This window comes from Methylosinus sp. RM1, assembly GCF_011378635.1.
Classification (GTDB): domain Bacteria; phylum Pseudomonadota; class Alphaproteobacteria; order Rhizobiales; family Beijerinckiaceae; genus Methylosinus; species Methylosinus sporium.
This window is the reverse complement of sequence record NZ_WOVC01000005.1, coordinates 90,818-113,042: the sequence shown is the minus strand read 5'-3', so window position 1 is coordinate 113,042 and position 22,225 is coordinate 90,818. Positions and strand designations below refer to the sequence as shown.

Genomic DNA, 22,225 nt, shown 5'->3' with positions numbered 1-22,225 from the left:
GACGCTCGAATGTGTCCGGCCGAGGATTCGCAAGGTCATATGCTCTGAAGCGTTCAGATTTCAACGGTACGAGCGGCGCCCGCGAGCGTCAAGCGACGCTCCCTCGCGCACATGCGGCATGTTGTCGCGAACGTGCGCCCACGCCTGCGTCTGCGCTCCGCTCTGCTCCGCGCCCCGTTCCGCCTTTGCGGCGCGTGTGCGCGGCGGATGAAATCCTTCAGCGTTTTCGCAGCGTCGCCGCCACGATCCATGAAGGAGGCGACGCCGGACATGACGCCTTCGTGATCGACGAGATAGACGAGCGTGGTGTGGTCGATCGTATAGTCGCCGCCGTCGAGAGGAACCTTGCGATGATAGACGCGAAAGGCGCGCGCGGCGCGGTCGATCTCCTCCGGCGCGCCGCGCAGGGCGATGATGCGTCGTCCGAAGGAGGAGACGAAATCGGCGAGGCTTTCGGCGGTGTCGCGCTCGGGATCGAGAGTGACGAAGAGAATGTCGAAGCCGGCGCCGGAGGGATCCGCCTCATTGGCCGCGCGCGCGACCTCGAGCATCGTGCTGGGGCAGACTTCCGGACAATGCGCGAAGCCGAAGAAGATGGCGTAGGGCCGGCCGAGCATGGTCGTTTCGTCGACGACGGCGCCATTGGTCGCGGTCAGCCGGAAGGCGGGCGAAAAGCCGCGCGCGGCCGCTTGCGTGTGCGGCGCGAGGCGCGGCGCGGCGGCGCTCGCCAGAACGACGGCGGCGGCGATGGCGATCCACCATCGGCGCGCGCCGAGCGCGGCGGGAATGCGGCGTTCGCCGCCCGGCGCGGTGCGGGCGCCCGCCGGGCGGCTGGAGCGAGCGGAGCTCTCGGGCGGGATGGAGACCGATGCTCCGCTCGAACGACGAAGGCCGCGGCGGCGAATGAGGCGGCGAAAGCGCGCTGCGAGCCGCGCGCCGGTTCTCGGCGCGCGGCGCAGCGCTTCGACGAATGTGGTGCGTATGCGCGGCTCCACCTCTATGCCGCGCAGGCCGTCGGCGAGGCGCTCGACGGCGCTCTCCTTTTCCGCCGGCGTCGAATGACGTCCGATCTCGAGCCGGCGTCCGGCGGTTCTGATCTCCACTTGCAGATAGCGACGCGCGCGATCGAGACGCCGCTCGATGACGAGATCGGCGGCCTTGACGCGCCTCTGGTCGATGAGCCGGCCGCGCACATAATGCGCGACGCAGACGACGCCATTCTCCACCGTCACGCGCTCGACGATTTCGCCGCGTTGCGCGGGCGCGTCGCCGGCGAGGCGGCCGCAGAAGGATGCGAGGCCGTTGGCGGCGCTCGTCGCCGCGCGCATCAAGAGCGAAGCGAATGTGCGCGGCGCGGCAGGCGCGGCGTCGGCGGCGGGATGGGCGGATCGCGGTTTCGTCGGCGCGGGCTGCGCGCAGGGCTCCGTCACGCAGGTCTCCATTTCGCGGCGTCGTGTCGCGGCTCTCAGTGTCGCGAGGTCTTATCGAAAACAGCAATTGCGCATATAGGTCAACGCGAAGGCGAATGATGTGGATGCGACCGGACGTCGCGTGCAGAAAGTGAACGACCATGCGTTCGATCGTGATCGTCGCAATGCGCGCGAAAGCGATACGTCTGTGCAGATTTCGATCCGAAATTCGCCGCTCAGCGCCTTTTCGCGCTATGTTTGTCGCTTCATGTGTCTCTCTGTGCGCTGGCGCCGAAGTTGCGGACCTCGCGCCGAGGGGCATGTTCAACAATCGGCTCGAGACATGATCACAGGCTCGCCGCGGCGGCGCGACCTTCTATCCTCGATAGGATATGGAAAATTTTGCCTATTGCGGGCGCTCACGCTCCCGCTGCTCCTTTTTGCGACAGTGGCGCTCTCCGCGCCCGCCGCGATAGAGGTGGAGCGCGCCTGGTGCGCGACGCCCCCCAAAGGAGTGAGGATCGGCGCCTGCTATCTCGCCCTGCGCAACGACGGCAAGATCGAGGATCGGCTGCTCGGCGTGGAGGCGGAGGCGGCCGGTCGCGTCGAATTGCATGTGACCAAGGTGGCCGACGGCGTCGGACGGATGCGGCCGCTCGCCGATGGGGTGGACCTTCCGCCCGAGTCGGTCGTCGATTTCCGCGAAAAGGGCTATCATCTCATGCTCGTCGATCTGCGCGGGCCCCTCGCCGAGGGCGAGACCATGCGCGGGACGCTGCGCTTCGAGCGCGCAGGGCCGCGGCCGGTGCTGTTCCACATCGAGCGGCCGGGCGCGCATTGAACCCGGCCGCGGCGTCGGCGTAGGATTGCGACGCCACGGCGCGGCGCGAAAATGATCCAAGGGCGGAGCTTTGCCGCCGGCGGGCGACCGGCCAATTAGGGATGCCGTAAAGGGGCGGATGGCGGAGTCGACGGATACCTCTATTTCAAGCCGGACGGAAAGATCGCGGAAAAGGCCGTGGTCTCGGTCAAAGGCGGCGGCAATGTCGGCGTGGCGATGATCCGCGACCTCATCGCCACGATCGAGCGCGAAGGCGCCAAAATCGGCGTGATCCTCACCCTCGAGGACTCTACGACGACCATGCGCCGGGACGCGACGGCAGCCGGCCTCACGAGAGTCCGATGCATGGCAAGTTTCAACGAATTCAAATTCTCACGATCGAGGATCCGTTCGGGGCCAAAAGCCGCATCTGCCCTGGATCGACCCGAGCGTCTTCCGCAAGGCCGAACGCGAGACCTCGAGCAAACAAGGCGATCTCTTATTGTAACCACTTCGTCATGAATATGACGCAAAAACGGGCGGAGCCTTTTGCGCCCGTCTTTGCGGCGACAAAATCCCTCCCATAGTGGGGTTCATCCCGCATTCAGCCGGAGTGCGGGATAGGATCGGCCTTCGCTCTCATGCTAGATGGGCGCGGATTTCCCGCGGATATGTCACGCAATGAATGAGTTGAACCCCAGTTTCGCGCAGAGCTCGCGTCTCGACGAGAATGCGGAGATCGCCGAGGACGAGGCGCGCAACGCGACGGCGAGGGCCGTGATGCGCGGCGCGGTCATGCCGCATCTGCTGCGCGACGAATTGCTTTGCGAGATTTTCGCGGCCCGCGTCGCGGCGACGCCCAATGGGCTCGCCATGGCGACCTTGGAGCGGCGCTTCACCTATCGCGAGGTGGACGCGCAGGCCTCGGCCATCGCCTGCGGCCTTTCGGCGCGGGACATCGGGCCCGGCGACGTCGTCGGCCTTTGGGGCGCGCGCGGGCCGGAGCTGCTGATCGCCCAGATCGCCATCGCCAAGACCGGCGCCGCCTGGCTGCCCTTCGACGCCGACGCGCCGGTCGACCGCATCGCGGTCTGCCTCGCCGATGCGGGCGCCAAGGCGCTGCTGACTTCGGCCGCTTTCGCCGCCAAGGCCGCCCCGTCGGTCTCGGTCGAGACGCTGGTCGACGAAGAGATCGCGGTCGCCGGCGGCCTCTGCCCCGATCCGCGCGGGCTCGGCGCGACGGGCGACCATGCGGCCTATCTCATCTACACCTCGGGCTCGACGGGGACGCCCAAGGGCATTGTCGTCACCGCGCGCAACATCTGTCATTATCTGCGCTCGGCCAATGAGATCTATCGGATTTCCGCCTCCGATGTGGTGTTCCAGGGCGCCTCCGTCGCCTTCGACCTCTCCATGGAGGAGATCTGGATTCCCTATCTCGCCGGCGCGTCGCTCTTCGTCGCCACGCCGCAGATCATCGGCGAGACCGAGGCGCTGCCCGATATTCTGGAGGAAGCCGGCGTCACCGTGCTCGACACTGTGCCGACGCTGCTCGCCGCCATGCCGCGCGACGTCGCGACGCTGAGGAAGATCGTGCTCGGCGGCGAGGCCTGCCCGCCTTCGGTGGCGGAACGCTGGGCGCGCGCCGGCCGCACCATTTTCAACAGCTACGGTCCCACCGAGGCGACGGTCGTCGCCACCGTCTCCGAGGTCTGGCCCAATGAGACGGTGACGATCGGCAAGCCGATCCCCAATTACAGCTGCTATGTCGTCGATGAAAATCTGGCGCTGCTGCCGCCGGGCGCGGAGGGCGAGCTGCTGATCGGCGGCCCGGGCGTCGCCCAAGGGTATCTGCGCCGCGACGAGCTGACCGCCGAGAAGTTCATTGCCAATCCTTTCCCCTCGGACGGCTCCGATCCGATCCTCTATCGCTCCGGCGACGCGGTGATTCTGGACGAGAGCGGCGATCTGCATTTTCGCGGCCGCATCGACGATCAGGTGAAGATCAGAGGCTTCCGCGTCGAGCTGGGCGAGATCGAATCCGCGCTCTCGCGCCTCGACCATATTCGTCAGGCGGCCGTGGTTCTGCGCAATGAGAATGGGCTGGACGAGCTCGTCGCCTTTCTCGTCGGCGCGACGGCCGTATCGCCGGACCCGCGCGACCTGCGCGCCAAGCTGCGCGAGTTTCTGCCCTCCTATATGGTTCCGGGCCGGTTCGAGGTGGTGACCTCGCTGCCGCGGCTCTCTTCCGGCAAGGTGGACCGCAAAGCGCTGAAACGGGCGCCGCTCACCGCCCCGCTGATCGACACGGAGGCGCAGGAGGAGCCGCGCACGAAGACGGAGGCCGCGCTGCTCGACGCCGCCAAGCGCGTGCTGCCGCCCGGCGCCATCCCCTTCGACGCCGATTTCTTCACCGATCTCGGCGGCCATTCGCTGCTCGCCGCGCGCTTTGTGTCGGTGGTGCGCGAGACGGCGCATCTTTCCTCGATCACGCTGCAGGACCTCTATTCGGAGCGCAATCTGCGCGCCCTCGCCGCCCATCTCGACGGCAAGGCGTCGCTCGCCGGGCCGCCGCGTGATCTCTCCTTCACGCCGCCGCCGCTGCTCCGGCGCTTCCTCTGCGGCCTCGCCCAGGCCGCCGCGCTGCCCTTCATCCTCGCTTTCGTCACCTCGCAGTGGCTCGGCGTTTTCGTCTCCTATCAGCTGCTCACCTCGCCCGACGCCAATATAATCGATGAAGTGGCGGCTCTGCTCGGCGTCTATATGTGCGTCAACATCGCCACTGTGGCGGTGTCGATCCTCGGCAAATGGCTGGTGATCGGCCGCACTAGGCCGGGGCGATACCCGCTGTGGGGCGTCTATTACTACCGCTGGTGGCTGGCGCAGCGCCTCATCGGCCTCACCCACGCCAAATGGTTCCAGTGCTCGCCCTTGATGCGCCTCTATCTCTCCGCGCTCGGCGCGAAGATCGGCGCGGACGCCATCATCGGCGAATTGGACGTCGGCGCGATTGATCTCGTCTGCATAGGCGATGGCGCGAGCCTCGGCTCCAAGCTGAAGCTCGCCAACGCCCGCGTCGTCGGCAATGAGCTGATCATCGGGACGATCGACATCGGCGCGGACGCCTATGTCGGGACCTCCTGTGTCATCGAGGAGAATGTCCTCATCGGCGAGGGCGCGGCGCTCGAGGATCTGACCTCGGTTCCCGCCGGCTCGCATATCGGGGCCTATGAGATCTGGGACGGCTCGCCGGCGCGCTACAAGGGCGAGGTCGACGCCCGCGCGCTCGATCCGCAATCGACCGCCTCGGCGCCGCAACGGCTCGCCATGGGCTTCATGTTCACCGCGCTGGTGCTGGCTCTGCCGCCGCTCGGCCTGCTGCCGATCTTCCCGGCCTTCTGGGTGTTCGACCGTTTCGACAATTGGCTCGGCATAACGGATGTCGATCACGCCCTCTATCTCGCCGCCATCCCGCTCTTCGCCTGGCCGACCGCCTTCGTGCTGGTGCTCGTCACCGTGGCCTTCATCGTGGCCTTCCGCTGGATCGTGCTGCCGCGCGTCTCGGAGGGGACCTATTCGGTGTGGTCGGGCTTCTATCTGCGCAAATGGGCGGTGGCGCTCGCCACCGAGGTGACGCTGGAGACGCTCTCCTCGCTGTTCGCCACGCTCTATATGCGCACCTGGTACCGGCTGATGGGCGCCAAGATCGGCAAGGATTCGGAGATTTCGACCAATCTCTCCGGCCGCTACGATCTCGTCGAGATCGGCGAGAAATGCTTCATCGCCGATGAGGTCGTGCTCGGCGACGAGGATATGCGCCGCGGCTGGATGTATTTGAAAAAGGTGAAGACCGGCGCGCGCGTCTTCGTCGGCAATGACGCCGTGGTGCCGCCGGGCTCCGAAATTCCCAATGGCGCGCTGATCGGCATCAAATCCAAGCCGCCGGCCAATAGCGAGCTCTCCGAGGGCGACACCTGGTTCGGCTCGCCGCCGATGAAGCTGCCGGTGCGCCAGACCTTCGACGGCGGCGGCGCCGCCTGGACCTATCAGCCGCCCTTCTGGAAAAAAGCGGCGCGCGCCGCCTATGAGGCGATCAACGTCTCGCTGCCGACCATGCTGTTCATCACTTTCGGCACATGGGCGGTGGAGAGCTTCGGCCAAAAGCTCATCGACGGCGATTATTTGTCGGTGTTCTGGCTGTTCGTGCTGTCATCGACGCTCATCTCGCTGGGCATGACGCTCGTCGTGGTGGCGGTGAAATGGCTGACCATGGGGCGCTACGAGCCGCAGGTGAAGCCCATGTGGTCCTTCTGGGCCATGCGCACCGAGGCCTGCGCCGTGCTCTATTGGGGCCTCGCCGGCAAAATCTTGCTCGAGCATTTGCGCGGCACGCCCTTCCTGCCCTGGATGCTGCGCCTGTTCGGCTCGAAATTCGGCAAGGGCGTGTTCATGGACATGACCGACATCACCGAATTCGACTGCGTGAGCGTCGGGGACTATGCCGCCCTCAATCAGGTGGCTGCGCTACAGACGCATCTCTATGAGGATCGCGTCATGAAAGTCGGCCGTGTCGAGATCGGCCGCGGCGTCACCGTCGGCGCCGGCTCCACCGTGCTCTACGACACCCATGTCGGCGATTTCGCGCGGCTCGGACCGCTGACCGTGGTGATGAAGGGCGAGAAGATTCCGGCGCATTCCGAATGGATCGGCGCGCCGGCCGAGCCGGCCGCGACGGCGCAAGTCGCGGTCGCGCCCGAGCGCGCGGCCAGCAAAGCGGCGTGAAGGTGGGGCGCGGCTCTCGCGCCTCAATCCTCGGCTTCGATCCTGTCGCCGCGCGTCGAGGGATGCGAGATCACCAGAAATTCCGCATCCTCGTCGCCGTCGTTGCGGACCCGATGCGCCGTTCCCGGCGCGATCTCGACGCCTTGTCCTGCCGTTATGACGCAGCAGACGCCGGCGATCTCGAAACTGAGGGCGCCGCGCAGAACAAAGAAGAATTGCCGCGCTTTTTCATGAATATGGCGCGTCTCGGCGCGGCCCGCCGGCATAAGCTCGAGAATGACGCCGAGATCGCGCCGATCGACGAAGCGCCAGCCTTCGCAATCGCCGCCCCACAGATAATGCTCGACGTCCTCCTTGCCGACGACGCTCATTTGCATTCGCCCTCCGCGCCTCACGACATGAAGATCAGATCGGTGTCCTGCGGGCGCGCGCCGGCCGCGGTCAGCATCGCATGGACCTGTCCGCGATGATGGGTCTGATGGTTGAAGAGATGAACGATGACGAGCTTGCGCGGCTTGACGATATCCATCTGCTTGGCGCCCGAATACCAGGAGAAATCGCCCTCGAGCGCCGCTTCGTCGAAGGCGTCCGCAAAGGCGATCAGCCGCGCGTCCATCGCCGCGCGCTCCGACTTCATGACCGCCCAATCGGCGCGAAAGGAGGCAGAGTCGGCGATCGATACATTCGGGTTCGGGTCGCCGGCGAGGCGGCTCATCCACATGGCGTCCGCCCAGAGCAGATGATTCAGCGTGCCGTGGATCGATTTGAAAAAGGCCCCGCGATCGGCGCGCCGCGCCTCATCCGAGAGCGTATCGGCCGCCGCAAAGAGGCTCTCGTTCTGCCAGGCGTTGTAGCGCGCCATTTTCGGCGCGAAGGCGGGGGTGATCATTTTTCGGGCTCCTATTCCTCGACAGCGCCGCCGACGGCGCGCAAATGCGCCCTGAAGCTGAAATCCGGCTCGGCCGCGCGACGGGCGAGATAACCCCGGAAGCCGACCTGCGCGCGAAAACTCTCGCCCTCCCGCATTCGAGCGGCCTGCCCGCGCTCACGATCTCTCACTTTTTCAGCGAGGAGGACAATATCCGTCATGCGATCGAGCGGAAGAAAGATGGCTCCGTCTTCGTCCGCGACGACGAGATCCATCGTCGTCGCCACGACGGAACCGATGCGCGCCGTGGTCATTGCATCGGCCGGGCGCGGGTCGAGGCGCCGCGGCCCTGCGGGGATCGCGCCGAGGGAGAAGAGCGGCAAGCCGATTTGCTCGAGATCGGCCGTGTCTCGATGCAGGCCCCAGATCAGCACGCCCGCGAAACCGGCCTGTTGCAGCTCCAATGCGACAATATCGCCGACGCAGGATTCATCGAGCCGGCCGCCATTGTCCACGACGAGCACATCGCCCGCGCAATTTTCCGAGATCGCTTCGAGAAATACATCGACGCTGCCGACATGGCGCACAGGTCGCGCGCGACCGGCGACGCGCATTCCCGAAACGAGCGGCCGCAATCCGCTCGGCGCGCAACGAACCTCGACGCCGAGGCGGATGCAGGCGTCGGCGAGATGCGCAGTGGTCAGGGTCGAAAGTCGCTCGAACATTCGGGTCGCTCTCTTTTCGAATGCAGACGGAGAGATGATAGGCGATCACGAGAGCGGCGTCATTTGACCCGGCCTGGAGAGGCGCCTACAAACTCGCTTCCGACCGGATGGAGCTGCGCGTCAGCGCCGCTTGCGCCGCCATACCCCGATCCTCGGCTGTCCCAATGTCCCACAACAGTTTCGGCCATCTCTTCCGCATCACCACTTTCGGCGAGAGCCATGGGCCGGCGCTCGGCGTCGTCGTCGACGGCTGCCCGCCGGGGCTGGAACTGACCGAGGCCGAGATTCAGTCCTTTCTCGACAAGCGCAAGCCCGGCCAGTCGCGCTTCACCACGCAGCGGCAGGAGGCCGATGCGGTGAAGATTCTCTCCGGCGTCTTCGCCGATTCCGCCGGCCGCCAAGTGACGACCGGGACGCCGATCGCGTTGCTGATCGAGAACACCGACCAGCGCTCCAAGGATTATAGCGAGATCGCCGAGAAATACCGCCCCGGCCACGCCGATTACGCCTATGACGCGAAATATGGCATTCGTGATTATCGCGGCGGCGGGCGCTCCTCGGCGCGCGAGACGGCTGCCCGCGTCGCCGCCGGCGCCGTGGCGCGCAAAGTGCTCGCCGGCGTCACCATACGCGGCGCCCTGGTGCAGATCGGCCCGCATAAAATCGACCGTGTCCGCTTCGATTGGGCGGAGGTGGAGAAGAACCAGCTGTTTTGCCCCGATGCGGAGACCGCGAAGTTCTGGGCCGATTATCTCGACGGCGTGCGCAAATCCGGCTCGTCCATCGGCGCGGTGATCGAGGTGGTGGCGGAGGGCGTTCCCGCCGGCTGGGGCGCGCCCATCTATGGCAAGCTCGACTCCGATCTCGCCAGCGCCTTCATGTCGATCAATGCGGTGAAGGGCGTCGAGATCGGCGCGGGCTTCGCCGCGGCCGAGCTCTCCGGCGAAGCCAATGCCGATGAGATGCGCGCGGGGCCGGACGGCGAGCCCCAGTTTCTCTCCAATCAGGCCGGCGGCGTGCTCGGCGGAATTTCCACGGGCCAGCCGATCGTCGCGCGTTTTGCGGTCAAGCCGACCTCATCCATTCTGACGCCGCGCCGCACCATCGACCGCAACGGCCAGGAGACGGAGATCGTCACCAAGGGCCGCCACGACCCCTGCGTCGGCATTCGCGCGGTGCCGGTGGGCGAGGCGATGATGGCCATTGTGCTGGCCGACCATTTCCTGCGGCACAGGGGGCAGGTGGGCTCGTAGCCGATGGTCGGACGAGCGCCGGCGTCATCTACTTTCACCCGCAGGCAGACGCTCGCGCTAGCGGCGGGGCTGGCGCTTTCCGCCGATTTCGTTGCGGCGGGCGGCGCCGAGCCGACGACCGTCTTCATCACCCACGCTTCTGGCCTCGCGCATGAGGTCGGCGCAGGCCGTCCCGACCAGCCCGAGCGGCTGCGCGTCATCGCCGCCGCTCTCGAGGGCGACGCCTTCGCCGCGCTGCGCCGCGCCGAGGCGCCGGCCGCCTCGCTCGAGGCGATCCTCTCCGTTCACGCGCCCTCTCTGCTCGAGCGTCTCGAGAAAGCCGCGCCGCAAAGCGGGCTCGCGACGCTCGGTCCCGATATCGTCATGAGCCCGGGCTCGTTCGAGGCCGCGCTGCGCGCCGCCGGCGGCGCGACCTTTGCCGTCGACGCGGTGATGCGCAAGGTCGCCCGCAACGCTTTCGTCGCCATGCGCCCGCCCGGCCATCATGCGATGCGCGAGAGCGCCATGGGCTTCTGCTTCTTCAACAATGCCGCAATCGCGGCGCGTCACGCCGTCGCCGCCCATGGCGCCGAGCGTGTCGCCATCGTCGATTTCGATGTGCATCACGGCAATGGATTGCAGGAGATATTCTGGTCGGACCGAAAGGTCCTCTATTGCTCCTCGCATCAATCGCCGCACTATCCCTTCACCGGCGCCGCGAGTGAGCGCGGCGCGCATGACAACATCGTCAACGTCCCGCTCGCCAAAGGCTCCGCTGGCGCGGAATTCGCGCAGGCTTGGACGCAGGCGATTCTCCCGCGCCTCGACGATTTTGCGCCGGACATCCTCCTCATTTGCGCCGGTTTCGACGGGCATTTGCACGATCCTCTCGGCGGTCTGCGCCTGCAAAGACAGGACTTCGCCGAGCTTACGCTGCGCCTCGCAGAGATCGCCGCGCGCCGCTGTGACGGGCGCGTCGTCTCGATGCTCGAGGGCGGCTATCGGCCGGACGATCTCGCCGCCTGCGTCGCCGCTCATGTCGGCGCGCTGATGGGGGCGTGAGAATTCCGTCCTCGCCCGGCGCGTGCGCGGACGCACATCAACGACGATCTCGATCATGGCATCTCTACATCAGAGACGTCGTGCAACGATTGGTGATGGGAGAAAACAATGGAACTCGGCAGGAGCGAATGGATCCAGGCTCGCGCGCAAATGATCGGCAAGCGCGCGCTCATCGGTCTCACCCGCGTGACGCCCCATGGCAAGGTGCTGCGCCAGATGTTCGGCACCATCGCCGCCATCGACGGAACCGGCGTCGATATCGAGCTCGAAGGCAAGGACGCCGGCCGCAAGGTCCGCCTGCCGCCGGACCTCGGCCGTTTTCGCATCGCCGGCCCCGGCGATTATCTGCTGTGGGAGACGGGCGAGATTCTCGCGGACCCCGATTTCGTCGGCGCCTTCACCGTCAACGAAGCGGCGTGAGCGGCGCGCGTCATCGCGCGCGCTCGACGACGCCGACGATCGGCCCCATGGGGCGGAAGCGATCGTGACGCGCGAGCGAAGGCGCATAGAGCGCCGAGATCGAGCCATCGAGGAAGAGCGCGTCGGGACATTTCAAACGCTCGCGAAAGAGAGTCGCGAAAGCGTGGAATGTCACCGGCTGATTGGCGATGGCGAAGGCGACGATATGGCCGTCGCGCACGCCGACGCCATTGCGGATCTTCATCGACGTTCCAGTGTCGTGGATGCGCGGATTGATGCGTCCGCCGATGACGAGCATCGGCCCCGATTGCGTCGCATAGGCGGGATGCAGCCGCTCTTTGAGAAAACGCGTCGTCTCGGTGACGCCGGCGCGCGCGCCCTCCACCCAGAAAATCCCATTGGGCTTCATGTGGAAATTGCCGGCGCCCGAATGGGTGTTGGCGCTCTTCTCCATGTGGCCGCCTTCGACATAGAGCCCGATCGGCCGGCGCCGCTCGTCATACATTCCGGCGTTCATCGCGAAGAGGAGCTTTTCGCCCTTTTGCGCGAGCTCGGCGTCGAGCCCCGAGAAGGAGCCATAGACCTCGTCTTTCGCATCGGCGAGGAAGAGCCGGATGGAATCATTGCGCGTGTCGAAGACGCAGATGGTGTAGCTTGCGCCCGCATCCTCTATATCCTGGCAAGGATTGCGCGGCGCGGCGGCTGCGGGCGCGGCGAAGAAGAGCATGAGGGCGAACGGCAGGAGGCGGCGAAGCGGAATCATGCGCGGATCATAGCATGACCGCCGCCCCGCCCGCAGCGTCAGCTGCGCGCATCGGGCGGCGTCGCCGCGCCGGGGCCGAGCGAGCGCTGCAAGATCACCGAATCCGTCCAGCTGCCGAACTTATATCCGACGCCGGAAAGATATCCGGCCTGCCGAAAGCCGATCGCCTCATGCAGCTTCAGCGACGCCTCATTGGCGGCGTCGACATAGCCGATCATCTGCCGAAAGCCCGCCGCCGCGCAGGAATCGACGAGCGCCTGCAGCAGCAGCCGGCCGACGCCGCGATGCAGATGGCGCGGATCGACATAGATCGAATGCTTGACGACGTAGCGATAGGCCGGCCGTTTGCGAAACGGCACGACATAGGCGTAGCCGAGGACGGCGCGCTCATGCTCGGCGACGAGATGCGGCAGTCGATGATTGCCCATATTCTTGCGCCGGCGCTTCAAATCCTCCTTCTGCGGCGGCTCGTAGAGCGGCGCATCGGCGGGATCGAGCCCTTTGCGCACATGCTGCAGATAGATCGCCAGCATGGCGTCGACATCCTCGTCGCGCGAGGGGCGCACGAGGATGGCCGCGCGTTCGGCGCTCGCGTCGATCATGCTCATTCCTGCACCACATAAGTGTAGAGCCGCATTTTCGCCTCGCCGTTCCACTGCTTGTAGAGGCCCTGTATCTCATAATCGAAGCCGGGGAAGAGATTGGCGCTGCGCTCGAACATGCGCAGATAGTCGAGCATGGGCCGCGCCTGCGCGCCCAATCGCTCGCCCGGAACGATCGTCGCAATGCCCGGCGGATAGATGACGAAGAGCGTCGTCGCTATGCGGCCCTCTATCTCGTCGATCGGCAGAAAATCCACATCATTGCGCACGAGGCGCAGATAGGCCTCGCGCGGCGTCATCGCCATTTCGGGAAGATGCTCCTGCCGGAACTGCGCCTGCTGCAGAGCGCTGGCGTTCGCCTCCTTGAAGAAGCGATGCATATCGGCGCACAAATCGCGCAGCCGCACGCCTTTGTAGCGCGCGGCGCGGCGCGTGACGAATTCGGGAATGACGTCCTGCAGCAGCGCATTGTCGTCATGCAGGCGCTTGAAGGCGACGAGCGAGGAGACCAGCGTTCCCGCCTTGCTCGATTCGACGCCCGGCGTCAGCAAAAATAGGAGGGAGTTGAGATCGTTCTTCTCCGGCACGATGCGATTCTCACGCAAATATTGCGCGACGATCGGCGCCGGGATTCCATGATCGGCATAGGCGCCGGTCTCGCGGTCGAAGCCCGGCGTCAGCAGAGTGAGCTTGGCCGGATCGGTGATGGCGAATCCCGGCGCCATATTGGAGAAGCCGTGCCAGCGCGCGTCCGGCGCCAGCGCCCAGAAGTCGGGATTGCGCGCGAGCTGATCGGTGGACACGCTCTCCCAGGGAACGCGATGCGCGCCCGATTCACGCGCGGCGTCTGGAATGGAGACCCAATCGGGCGCGAAAGGATCGAAGAACCAGCGCCGCGCCGGGTCCTGCTCCTTGGCCTCGAATTCGCGCCGCACGGCGCGCAGCTTCTTGCGCAGCTCTATGCCGAGCCGAATGGTGTCGTCCCACAAAAGCTCGCCGGAGCGGCCCTTCATCATCTGCGCGCCGACATCCAATGAGGCGAACAGCGGATAGAAGGGCGAGGTGGAGGCGTGCTGCATGAAGCCTTCGTTGAAGCGGCGATGTTCCACGCGCCGCCGCTGGCCCTTTATATGGCGATCGCGCACATGGATTTGTGAAGCCTGCGAGAAGCTGGCGAGCTGCTTATGCGTCGATTGCGTCGCGACGATTCCGGGCGACGCCTCGGTGAGATTCTTCAGTCCCATCGCATAGCGTCGCTCATAGAGCGGATGAAACTTCATGAAGCCGGCCCAGGCTTCGTCGAAGAGAATGTAATCGCACAAATGGCCGATTTTGCCGACGATCCATTCGGCGTTATGGATGGTGCCGTCATAGGTGCATTGCTCGATGACCGCGGCGCGGAACGGCCTCTCCTTGCGCCAGGCGTCCTTGTCCTTCACCAGCGGATTGGCGCGAATGCGCTCGCGCAATTTCTCCTCGTCGAAGGCCTCGTGATCGATCGGCCCGATGAGGCCATGGGCGTTGCGCGTCGTCGGCAGAAAGATCGGCACGCCGCCGCCGAGCAGCAAGGCGCCATGATGCGCGGCCTTGTGATTATTGCGGTCGAACAGCACGAGATCGCCCTCGGCGACGAGATTGGTGAGCACGACCTTATTGGAGGAGGATGTGCCGTTGAGCACAAAGTAAGTCTTCTCGGCGCCGAAGATTTCCGCCGCCGCCTTTTGCGCGGCGAGCGCCGGCCCTTCATGCGTCAAGAGATCGCCGAGCTCGACGACGGAATTGTCGAGATCGTCGCGGAACACGGCCTCGCCCAAATGCTCCATGAAGATGCGGCCGATCGGGCTGCGGCTGTAGAAAATGCCGCCATTATGGCCCGGGCAGGTCCAGAGCTGATTGCCTTCCTCTGCGTAATCGACCAGCGCGCCGAAGAAGGGCGTCTTCAGCGTCTCGGCGTATTGCTTGAGGCGCGAGACGAGATTTTTGGCGATGAATTCCGGCGTCTCCTCGGCGAGGAAGACATAGCCGTCGATGAAGTCCAGCACCTCGACCGGAATATCCTCGAAGCGCTTGCGGCGAATGAGCAGCACGATCGGCATTTCGAGGCCGCGCTTGCGCATGAGATCGATGAGCGAGGCGGTCTTGCCCTCGAGGCCTTTCTTGCCCCAATCGACGACGAGACAGCCGATGGCGGCGTCGGTCTGCACGACGATCTCGGCGTCCTCCACGCGGCGTGCGCGCACGACCTGAAAGCCCATGCTCTCGATCGCCGCGATGATCTGATTGACGCGCAGCCCCTCGAGGTCATCGGCCTCGAAATTGGGAGCGGAGAAGAGGAATGTGAAGCGACGGGAGAAGTCCATTCGAATCGGCCTGTGGCGCTGGCGGAGGAGAGGAGGCGTCGCGCACACACAGCCTTGTTAGATGACACAATCGTGACAACGCTTCCTCGCTCGAAATTTGCGCAATCGGCCGCTTGCCGAAGGCGAGACCGCGGCCTAAGCTATGTAGCTGCCCTACATAGCGTGGTGAGGAGGTCCCGATCGCCATGCGCATCGGCGTGTTCTGCACCTATGAGAACCCTGTCCGCGACTATAAGGCCTGCTTCGACGCGCAGACGAGTCTCGTGCGCCGCGCGGAGGAGGTCGGCTTCGAGGACGCCTGGGTCGCCGAGCATCATTTCGACGATGACGCCGTCAGCCCATCGATCTTGACGCTGCTCTCATATCTCGCAGGCGTCACCTCGCGCGTGCGGCTCGGCTCGGCGGCGGTGCTGCTCGCTTTCCGCAATCCGATTCAGGTGGCGGAGGATGTCGCGACCATCGACGTTCTCTCCAATGGCCGTTTCGATTTCGGCGTCGCCAGGGGCGGGCCCTTTCCGGCGCAGAACAAGCATTTTCACGCCGCCAAGGACGAGACGCGCGACATGACTCTCGAGGCGCTCGAGCTGATCGAGCGTCTGCTCTATGAGGATCGCGTCACTTTCTCGGGCGCGCATTTTCAGGTCGACGATCTCGCGCTCTGCCCCAAGCCGCTGCAAGAGCCGATTCCGACCTGGATCGCCACATCGACGCCGTCAGCGATCGAATATGCGGCGCGCAAAGGCTTTGGCATTATGGCGGCCTCGCCCGCGCCGATCGCCAAGATCGAGCAGGCGGTCGCCGCCTATCGCGCGACGGGACCGGACGCCGATCCGCGTCTCGCTCTGGCGCGCTTCTATTACGCCGCGGAGACGCGCGAGCGCGCGCTCGACGAGGCTTTGCCTTTCATCGTCCGCTTCGCGGATCGTATGCGCGGGATCTTTCTCGCGCAGAACGCTCCGGCCTCATTCGATCCGGCGGAGATCGTCGAGCGTTCGCTGATCGGCGGATATGAGGAGATCGCCGAGAAGATCGTCGACATTCATCGGCGCCTCGGCGTTCGCTCGCTGCTGCTGAAGCCGGCGACCGCGAATGAGCCGCGCGCGCTGGCGAGTCTCGACGATTTCGCCGCGAAGATTCGCCCGCGGCTCGTCGCCGCCGGCGTTTGACGGCCCTCATGATCGCTCGGCGGCCTGCGCGAGAAATTTCTGTATGGTCTCGATCAGCCGCTCGACGTCCGCGGGCTTGCCGAGATGCGCGCTGTTCTGCAGCGGGATGCGGTCGGCGTCCGCAGGCCCGCCGCTCAGCACCAGCGCGGGCAGATCGTGATTGAGCAATTCGCGCAGACGGCGCACCACATGGGGGCCGTGAACGCCGTCGGGCAGATGATAATCGATGATCACCATGTCCGGCCGCGCGCGTCCATCGACGACGATCCGCGTCGCCGCATCGCCGTCGGCCGCGGCCAGCACGTCATGGCCCTCTGTCGTCAGCAGCAGCTCGAGCGAATCGCGCACATCGGGATCATCATCGACGATGAGGATGATTCCATTGCGGCGCTGCGGCGGGCGCGCCACTGCGCGGGCGTCGTCGAGGATGTCGATGGCGGGGCGGTGCTCGCTCGTGCAGTGGCGTGGCAACAGAATGTGAAAGCGCGTGCCTTGCGCATCGTCCGATTCGAATTCGATCGCTCCGCCATGCGCCAGCACGATCTGTCGGCAGATATACAGTCCGAGCCCGAGCCCGCGCAGGCGGTCGCCGCTGGCGAATGGCTCGAACAGCGCGTCGCGAAGCGCGCTCGGCACGCCGGGTCCTTCATTGCAGACGTCGATCGCCAGCCAGCCGGCCGAGACGCCGTCGATCCGCAGCGACACCGCCGCGCCCGCCGGGCTGTGCTCGACGGCGTTGCCGACGAGATTGGACAGGAGCTGAAGAATGCGGTCGATGTCCCAGGCACCCTGCATGTCGCCGTCGAATTGGAGGCGAAACAGGCTCTCGCGTCCGGCGAATTCATCGGCGATCTGCTCGACGATGCGCCGAAAATCGGCTGGAGCGGGGCGTATGGCGAGGCCGCCGCCCATTCTGATGCGGGTGAGGTCGAGAATCTGCTCGATCATCCGCGCCATGCGGCCGCCGCTCTGGCGAATGATGTGCAGCGCCTTGCGGTGGTCGTCGTCTTCGGCCTTGGTCAGCGAACGCTCGGCGGAGGTCAGAATGCTCTGCAGCGGATTGCGCAGATCATGCCCCAGAATGCCGACGAACATGTCGCGCATCCGCTCGATCTGCAACAGCTGCTGGCGCTGGCGCTCCAGCGTGACGAAGACGTCGACCTTGCTGCGCAACACCTGCTCGTCGATCGGCTTGAACAGATAATCGACGGCGCCGACCTCATAGCCTTTGAACATGCGCGAGACGTCGGGCGAATGCGCCGTCACGAAGACGATCGGCACATAGCGCGTCTTCTCGACGCCGCGCATCAGAGTCGCCAGCTCGAATCCGTCCATCTCCGGCATATGCACGTCGATGATGGCGAGCGCGACGCTCTTTTCGAGCAGAATGTCGAGCGCGGCGCGGCCCGATTGCGCGGTGACGATCTCGAATTCGCCGCAGCGCAGCATCGCCGCCATAGCGATCAGATTCTCGGGGAAATCATCGACGATGAGCACGACTGGAAGCTTGCCTGCGCCGCCGGCGTCGAAATCGGCGGCCGCCGGGCGCCTGCGGCCGGACGGGTTCGAGGAGTTTTCGATCGCTCTCATCATTTCACCCGATAGATTTGCTCGTCGGTCGAAAGGTGTTCGAAAAAAGACGCATGACGTGAAAAGGCGAGCGACTCGTTCGACCCGAGGCCGATGAAGCCGCGCGGGCAGAGCGATTCGCGAAACAATCCGATCGCGCGATCCTGCAAGGTCCTATCGAAATAGATGAGCACGTTTCTGCAGGAGATGAGGTGCATTTCCGCAAAGGCGGCGTCGGTCGCGAGGCTGTGGTCGCAAAACAAAATGCGCTGCTCGAGGAAGGGGGCGACGCTCGCGCAGGCGCCGCGGGCGATGAAATAATCGGAGAGCGACGCGCGTCCGCCGGACCGGCGATAATTTTCGGCGAAGCCGCTCATGCGGAAGAGCTCATAGGCGCCGGCCTGCGCGATCGCCATGCTCTCTTTGTCTATGTCGGTCGCATAGATCAGCGCGCGCTCGAGCAGCCCCTCCTCATGCAGGAGAATGGCGATGGAATAGGCCTCCTCGCCGGTTCCGCAACCCGCCACCCAAATGCGCAGCGACGGATAGGTCGCGAGATGCGGCGCGACGGTCTCGCGCATATGCCGATAGTGGCCGGGATCGCGAAAGAGATCGCTCACCTGAATCGTCAGATAGCGGAGCGCCTCCGCGAAAGCGCCGGGATCGTGGACGATGCGGTCCAGAAGATCGGTGATGGTCGCGCAGCGCAGCGCGATCTGCGCCCGCGCCACGCTCCGGCGCAGCGAGGAGCGCGCATAGCCGCGAAAATCGTGCTGATAGAGCCGGTAGATGGCCTCCAGCAGGAGGTCGAGCTCGATCTCGGCTTTCTCGTCGGAATCGAGTGCGATCATTTCGGTATCCAGACGCGAATCAGCGACAAGAGCTTTTCGATATCGATCGGCTTCGAGATATAATCATTGGCGCCGGCCGAGAGACATTGCGCTCTGTCGTCGGGCATGGCCTTGGCGGTCAGAGCGATGATCGGCAGCGCGGCCTTGTCCTCGCGTTCGCGGATCGCGCGCATCGCCGCCAGCCCGTCCATCTCCGGCATCATCAGATCCATCAGCACGAGGTCGATGGCCGGATCGCGATCGATGCGCTCCAGCGCTTCTCTGCCGTTGCGGGCGATCTGCACCGCCACGCCTTCGCGCTCGAGCACGGCCGTCAGCGAGAATATATTGCGGACGTCGTCCTCGACCAGCAGAAGGCGGCGGCCGTCGAGCACGCTGTCGCGGCGGCGCGCGATCTCGAGCATATGCTGCTGCGCGGGAGACAGCTCGGATTCCGCCTGATGCAGGAACAGCGTCGTCTCTTCGATGAGGCGTTCCGGCGAGCGCGCGCCTTTGACGATGACGGATTTCGACAGTCGCCGCAGCTTCTGCTCCTCGTCGATGCTGAGCGAGCGCGCCGTATAGACGATCACCGGCGGCGCCGAGAGCGTCTCGTCGCGGCTCATGCGCTCCAGAAATTCGAAGCCGCTGACGCCCGGCAGCATCAGATCCAGAACGACGCAGTCGAAGGCGCGCGCCGCGATCTCGCGCAGAGCCTCCTCCGCCGTCGCGACGGCGACGAGCTCCACATCGGCGGAGGACAGAAGATCGATCAGCGCGGCGCGCTGAACGCCTTCGTCCTCGACGATCAAGATCGATCTCTTCTCGCGCTGCATCCGGTCTTCCAACAGGCGAAAAGCCGAGACGAGCTGTTCGCGCTTGGCCGGCTTCAATATGTAGCCGACAGCGCCCATCTCCAGCGCGACCTTCTGATAATCATGCACCGAAACCACATGGATCGGCGTATGGCGGATCGCCGAGTCGCGCTTCAAAAGCTCGAGCACGGCGAGGCCGGATTGATCTGGAAGCCCGATGTCGAGCACCACCGCCTCCGGCCGGAATTGCCGAGCCAGCAGCAGCGCATCGCCGGCCGCGCCCGCGACGATGCATTTGAAGCCGAGCTCGCGCGCGAGATCGCGGAGGATTTCCGCAAAGGCGGGATCGTCCTCGACGATCAGCGCGATGCGGCGCGAATCGGCGATGGCGTCGCGGTCGTCGGCGATCGGCGCCGGCGCGCGTTCCGCGACGGGCGGCGGCGCTTCTTCGCGCCGCGCGACGGGCCGGATCGGCCCGCCATCGGCGTGCAGCGGCAGCAGCAGAGTGAATGTGCTGCCGCGTCCCGGCGCGCTGCGCACCGCGAGCCAGCCGCCCAGCAGCTCGGTGAATTCACGCGAGATGGAGAGGCCGAGGCCGGCGCCGCCGAATTGGCGGTTGATCGCGCCATTGGCTTGGCGAAAGACCTGGAAGATCGCCTCTTGCTGATCCTCGGCTATGCCGATGCCGGTGTCTTCCACGATGAAGGCGAGGCGCTGCGAATCCTCTCGCCGCACGGTGAGGCGCACGCCGCCGCGCTCGGTGAACTTCACGGCGTTGGCGAGCAGATTGGAGAGAATCTGCTGCAGGCGTTGGCGGTCGGTGTCGAATGTCTCGGGCGCGCCGGGCTCTATCACGACGGAGAATTGCAGCCGTCGCTCCGCCGCCAGCGGCTCGAAACGGCGTTCGAGATCGGCGAGCAGCGGCGCGATCGCCGTCGGCTCTATATCGAGCTCGATCTTGCCGGCCTCGATCTTGGAGAGATCGAGAATGTCGTTGATGAGCACGAGAAGATCATTGCCGGCCGAATAGATGCTCTGCGCATATTTGATCTGCTCGGGCGCGAGATTGCCGTCGCGATTGTCGACGAGCAGCTTGGCCAGAATGAGCGAGCTGTTGAGCGGCGTGCGCAGCTCATGCGACATATTGGCGAGAAATTCCGATTTGTAGCGGCTCGTGCGCTCGAGCTCCTCGGCCTTTTGCCGCAGCGCCGCTTCGGTCGCCAGAAGATTTTCCTTCTGCAATTCGAGCGCCCGCGTATGCTCCTCCAGCGTGTCGTTGACCTGGCGCAGCTCCTCCTGCTGCGCCGTGAGCTCTTCGCCTTGCGTGCGCGATTCCTCCAGCAATTGCCCTATGCGCGCCCGCGCCTCGGCGGAGCCGATCGCCTGTCCGACGCCGGTCGAAACGAAGTCGAGAAATTCGAGACGCTTTTCGCAAAAGGGCTTGATCGCGCCGAGCTCGATGACGCCGCGCGTCTCGCCCTCGTGCAGCAGCGGAAAGATCACGAGATGGCGAGGCGGCGTTTCGCCGAGGCCCCAATGGATGGCGAAGCCGTCCTCGGGAATGTCGCTCACCATCAGACGCCGTTTCTCCAGAGCGACCTGACCCACCAGCCCCTCGCCGAGCCGCCATCGCTCGCGCATTCCAGAGGCGGCGGCGTAGGTTCCGGCGAGCCGCAGCGTCGCGCCGCCGTCCTCGACCACATATTGCGCGCCGACCTGCGCATTCAGCGCCCGGCACAGCAGCGAGAGCACGCGATGCGCCAGCTCGCGCATCGTCGGATTGCCGCTCATCGCCTGGCCGAGCGCGGTCTCGTTCTCGGCGAGCCACATCTGGCGCTCGTTGCGCTCCGCGGCCTCGCGTAGCGCCCGAGTCATCGCCTGCAGCGATTTCCCGAGCTGATCCTTCTCGCTGCGCGGCGCCGGCTGCGCGGAATAATCGCCGCCCGCGATGGCCTCCATCTCGCGAGCGACGCCGCGCAGGCTGTCGACGAGCTCATTGAGCGAAAGCCCCAGAATATCGCCGGGGCCGGCGAGCTCTATATGGCGTTCGAGATCGCCTTCCGTCACCGCCCGCATCACGCTGGCGACATGGTGCAGGCGCTCGCGGTGATCCTCGAGGTTCTGCGCCGTCAGCGCGCCGTAAGTGTCGACGACGACCGCCGAGTCGAAGGCGATCAGCTTGCTCACCGACAGAACGGCGGTCCGGTTCTCGCGCAATCGCTCGTCCATCTCGATCGCGCGGCGCAGCCAGGCCGAGACATATTCCATGGCGAGCAGATAGATGAGCAGGCCGAGCTCGATGCGGGCATGGGTGCGTCCGATGATGCGGCGGCGCTCCACATAGGCCTCGTCGACCTCTGCGGCGAGAAAATCCGTCCAATAGCTCTGCTGCTGCGCCTTTACGCGCTGCAAGACGCGCGGGTCCGAGAAAAAGCGCGCGAAATCGGAGAAGCCGCGCAGCCAAGCGTAGAAATCCTCGATCATTTCCGGCACGCGCGGAGACAGCGCCGCGCCGACGAAGCGCACATCGGCGAAGGTCGCTTCGTCGAGCCCATGAGACGCGCGGAGTGAAGTGTGGTCCACCAGAAAGGCGCCGCTCGTCTCGCCAGGGGACATTATGTTTCTCCGTGCGAAAGGGCGCCGTTTCGGGCGCGTCTGAAAGGTCCGGAATCGTCGCGCGCCATTGGGGGCGGGACGCGTTGATAAAGCATTACGGCCGCGAAAACAGTCCGAACGGACGTCGAAACGACCGTTCGTCTCGCATGGTATAAATATTGGAATTGTCGCGTCAATAGGCCGCGC

At 65.3% G+C, this 22,225-nt stretch carries 17 protein-coding genes; 7 read left to right on the top strand and 10 right to left on the bottom strand.

Annotation, left to right across the window (positions count from 1 at the left end):
* Positions 1-53: 53 nt before the first annotated feature.
* A complete protein-coding gene (locus tag FMZ75_RS21885) occupies positions 54-1,430 on the bottom strand; it encodes an SCO family protein (protein WP_166141540.1) in 1,377 nt (458 codons plus the stop codon).
* Positions 1,431-1,818: 388 nt separating this feature from the next.
* Here FMZ75_RS21885 and FMZ75_RS04935 point away from each other — a divergent pair, with 388 nt between their 5' ends.
* The 3 genes from FMZ75_RS04935 (at position 1,819) to FMZ75_RS04925 (ending at position 7,011) form a co-directional block, all read left to right on the top strand.
* On the top strand, positions 1,819-2,250 hold the full coding sequence (locus FMZ75_RS04935; protein ID WP_158271761.1) for a copper chaperone PCu(A)C: 432 nt from the start codon (positions 1,819-1,821) through the stop codon (positions 2,248-2,250).
* Between the two features lie 162 nt (positions 2,251-2,412).
* Entirely contained in the window at positions 2,413-2,751 is a 339-nt protein-coding gene (locus FMZ75_RS04930; RefSeq protein ID WP_370464673.1) for a hypothetical protein, read from the top strand.
* A gap of 159 nt (positions 2,752-2,910) precedes the next feature.
* A complete protein-coding gene (locus FMZ75_RS04925) occupies positions 2,911-7,011 on the top strand; it encodes a Pls/PosA family non-ribosomal peptide synthetase (RefSeq protein WP_207783289.1) in 4,101 nt (1,366 codons plus the stop codon).
* A 23-nt stretch (positions 7,012-7,034) separates the two neighbouring features.
* Here the strand turns inward: FMZ75_RS04925 and FMZ75_RS04920 are convergent, their stop codons facing one another.
* From FMZ75_RS04920 to FMZ75_RS04910, 3 genes are read right to left on the bottom strand one after another with little or no spacing between them, the layout of a single operon-like run.
* A complete protein-coding gene (locus FMZ75_RS04920; RefSeq protein ID WP_207783288.1) occupies positions 7,035-7,388 on the bottom strand; it encodes a cupin domain-containing protein in 354 nt (117 codons plus the stop codon).
* Between the two features lie 14 nt (positions 7,389-7,402).
* Entirely contained in the window at positions 7,403-7,900 is a 498-nt protein-coding gene (locus FMZ75_RS04915; RefSeq protein WP_166141539.1) for a DinB family protein, read from the bottom strand.
* An 11-nt stretch (positions 7,901-7,911) separates the two neighbouring features.
* On the bottom strand, positions 7,912-8,604 hold the full coding sequence (locus tag FMZ75_RS04910) for an RraA family protein (protein WP_166141538.1): 693 nt from the start codon (positions 8,602-8,604) through the stop codon (positions 7,912-7,914).
* A gap of 164 nt (positions 8,605-8,768) precedes the next feature.
* On the opposite strand from FMZ75_RS04910, the gene aroC reads away from it, so the two are divergent.
* From aroC to FMZ75_RS04895, 3 genes are all read left to right on the top strand, one after another.
* The gene (gene aroC / locus FMZ75_RS04905) at positions 8,769-9,857 is read left to right on the top strand and encodes a chorismate synthase (RefSeq protein WP_166141537.1); all 1,089 of its coding nucleotides are present in this window, start codon (positions 8,769-8,771) and stop codon (positions 9,855-9,857) included.
* 3 nt (positions 9,858-9,860) lie between these two features.
* Complete coding sequence (locus FMZ75_RS04900; RefSeq protein ID WP_246728769.1) at positions 9,861-10,898, top strand: histone deacetylase family protein; 1,038 nt, start codon at positions 9,861-9,863, stop codon at positions 10,896-10,898.
* 108 nt (positions 10,899-11,006) lie between these two features.
* Positions 11,007-11,318 carry a hypothetical protein gene (locus FMZ75_RS04895; RefSeq protein ID WP_064032854.1) on the top strand — a complete coding sequence of 104 codons (312 nt, stop codon included), beginning with the start codon at positions 11,007-11,009 and terminating at the stop codon, positions 11,316-11,318.
* Positions 11,319-11,328: 10 nt separating this feature from the next.
* Here the strand turns inward: FMZ75_RS04895 and FMZ75_RS04890 are convergent, their stop codons facing one another.
* Genes FMZ75_RS04890 through FMZ75_RS04880 form a run of 3 tightly spaced genes read right to left on the bottom strand, consistent with a single transcriptional unit; the run spans position 11,329 to position 15,043 of the window.
* Positions 11,329-12,081: a phosphodiester glycosidase family protein gene (locus FMZ75_RS04890; RefSeq protein ID WP_166141536.1), complete on the bottom strand. Its 753-nt coding sequence runs from the start codon at positions 12,079-12,081 to the stop codon at positions 11,329-11,331.
* Positions 12,082-12,119: 38 nt separating this feature from the next.
* A complete protein-coding gene (locus tag FMZ75_RS04885; RefSeq protein WP_161912867.1) occupies positions 12,120-12,689 on the bottom strand; it encodes a GNAT family N-acetyltransferase in 570 nt (189 codons plus the stop codon).
* The gene (locus FMZ75_RS04880) at positions 12,686-15,043 is read right to left on the bottom strand and encodes an Orn/Lys/Arg decarboxylase N-terminal domain-containing protein (RefSeq protein WP_166141535.1); all 2,358 of its coding nucleotides are present in this window, start codon (positions 15,041-15,043) and stop codon (positions 12,686-12,688) included. The genes FMZ75_RS04885 and FMZ75_RS04880 overlap by 4 nt, the downstream gene beginning before the upstream one ends.
* A gap of 185 nt (positions 15,044-15,228) precedes the next feature.
* Here FMZ75_RS04880 and FMZ75_RS04875 point away from each other — a divergent pair, with 185 nt between their 5' ends.
* Positions 15,229-16,209, top strand: coding sequence for an LLM class flavin-dependent oxidoreductase (locus FMZ75_RS04875; protein WP_166141534.1), 981 nt, complete (start codon positions 15,229-15,231; stop codon positions 16,207-16,209).
* 6 nt (positions 16,210-16,215) lie between these two features.
* On the opposite strand, the gene FMZ75_RS04870 is transcribed toward FMZ75_RS04875, so the two are convergent.
* The 3 genes from FMZ75_RS04870 to FMZ75_RS04860 are packed head-to-tail and all read right to left on the bottom strand — an operon-like array spanning position 16,216 to position 22,039.
* On the bottom strand, positions 16,216-17,802 hold the full coding sequence (locus FMZ75_RS04870; protein WP_166141533.1) for a hybrid sensor histidine kinase/response regulator: 1,587 nt from the start codon (positions 17,800-17,802) through the stop codon (positions 16,216-16,218).
* Entirely contained in the window at positions 17,799-18,629 is an 831-nt protein-coding gene (locus tag FMZ75_RS04865; protein ID WP_166141532.1) for a protein-glutamate O-methyltransferase CheR, read from the bottom strand. Before FMZ75_RS04865 ends, FMZ75_RS04870 begins: the two co-directional genes overlap by 4 nt.
* Entirely contained in the window at positions 18,626-22,039 is a 3,414-nt protein-coding gene (locus tag FMZ75_RS04860) for a response regulator (RefSeq protein ID WP_166141531.1), read from the bottom strand. The genes FMZ75_RS04865 and FMZ75_RS04860 overlap by 4 nt, the downstream gene beginning before the upstream one ends.
* Positions 22,040-22,225 lie beyond the last annotated feature (186 nt).

Coding starts and splice junctions, on each gene's coding strand:
- FMZ75_RS04890 (WP_166141536.1), bottom strand. CDS start 12,081: ATGATTCCGCTTCGCCGCCTCCTGCCGTTCGCCCTCATGCTCTTCTTC.
- FMZ75_RS04870 (WP_166141533.1), bottom strand. CDS start 17,802: ATGATGAGAGCGATCGAAAACTCCTCGAACCCGTCCGGCCGCAGGCGC.
- FMZ75_RS04925 (WP_207783289.1), top strand. CDS start 2,911: ATGAATGAGTTGAACCCCAGTTTCGCGCAGAGCTCGCGTCTCGACGAG.
- FMZ75_RS04885 (WP_161912867.1), bottom strand. CDS start 12,689: ATGAGCATGATCGACGCGAGCGCCGAACGCGCGGCCATCCTCGTGCGC.
- FMZ75_RS04865 (WP_166141532.1), bottom strand. CDS start 18,629: ATGATCGCACTCGATTCCGACGAGAAAGCCGAGATCGAGCTCGACCTC.
- FMZ75_RS04915 (WP_166141539.1), bottom strand. CDS start 7,900: ATGATCACCCCCGCCTTCGCGCCGAAAATGGCGCGCTACAACGCCTGG.
- FMZ75_RS04910 (WP_166141538.1), bottom strand. CDS start 8,604: ATGTTCGAGCGACTTTCGACCCTGACCACTGCGCATCTCGCCGACGCC.
- FMZ75_RS04895 (WP_064032854.1), top strand. CDS start 11,007: ATGGAACTCGGCAGGAGCGAATGGATCCAGGCTCGCGCGCAAATGATC.
- FMZ75_RS04880 (WP_166141535.1), bottom strand. CDS start 15,043: ATGGACTTCTCCCGTCGCTTCACATTCCTCTTCTCCGCTCCCAATTTC.
- FMZ75_RS04900 (WP_246728769.1), top strand. CDS start 9,861: ATGGTCGGACGAGCGCCGGCGTCATCTACTTTCACCCGCAGGCAGACG.
- aroC (WP_166141537.1), top strand. CDS start 8,769: ATGTCCCACAACAGTTTCGGCCATCTCTTCCGCATCACCACTTTCGGC.
- FMZ75_RS04875 (WP_166141534.1), top strand. CDS start 15,229: ATGCGCATCGGCGTGTTCTGCACCTATGAGAACCCTGTCCGCGACTAT.
- FMZ75_RS04920 (WP_207783288.1), bottom strand. CDS start 7,388: ATGCAAATGAGCGTCGTCGGCAAGGAGGACGTCGAGCATTATCTGTGG.
- FMZ75_RS04860 (WP_166141531.1), bottom strand. CDS start 22,039: ATGTCCCCTGGCGAGACGAGCGGCGCCTTTCTGGTGGACCACACTTCA.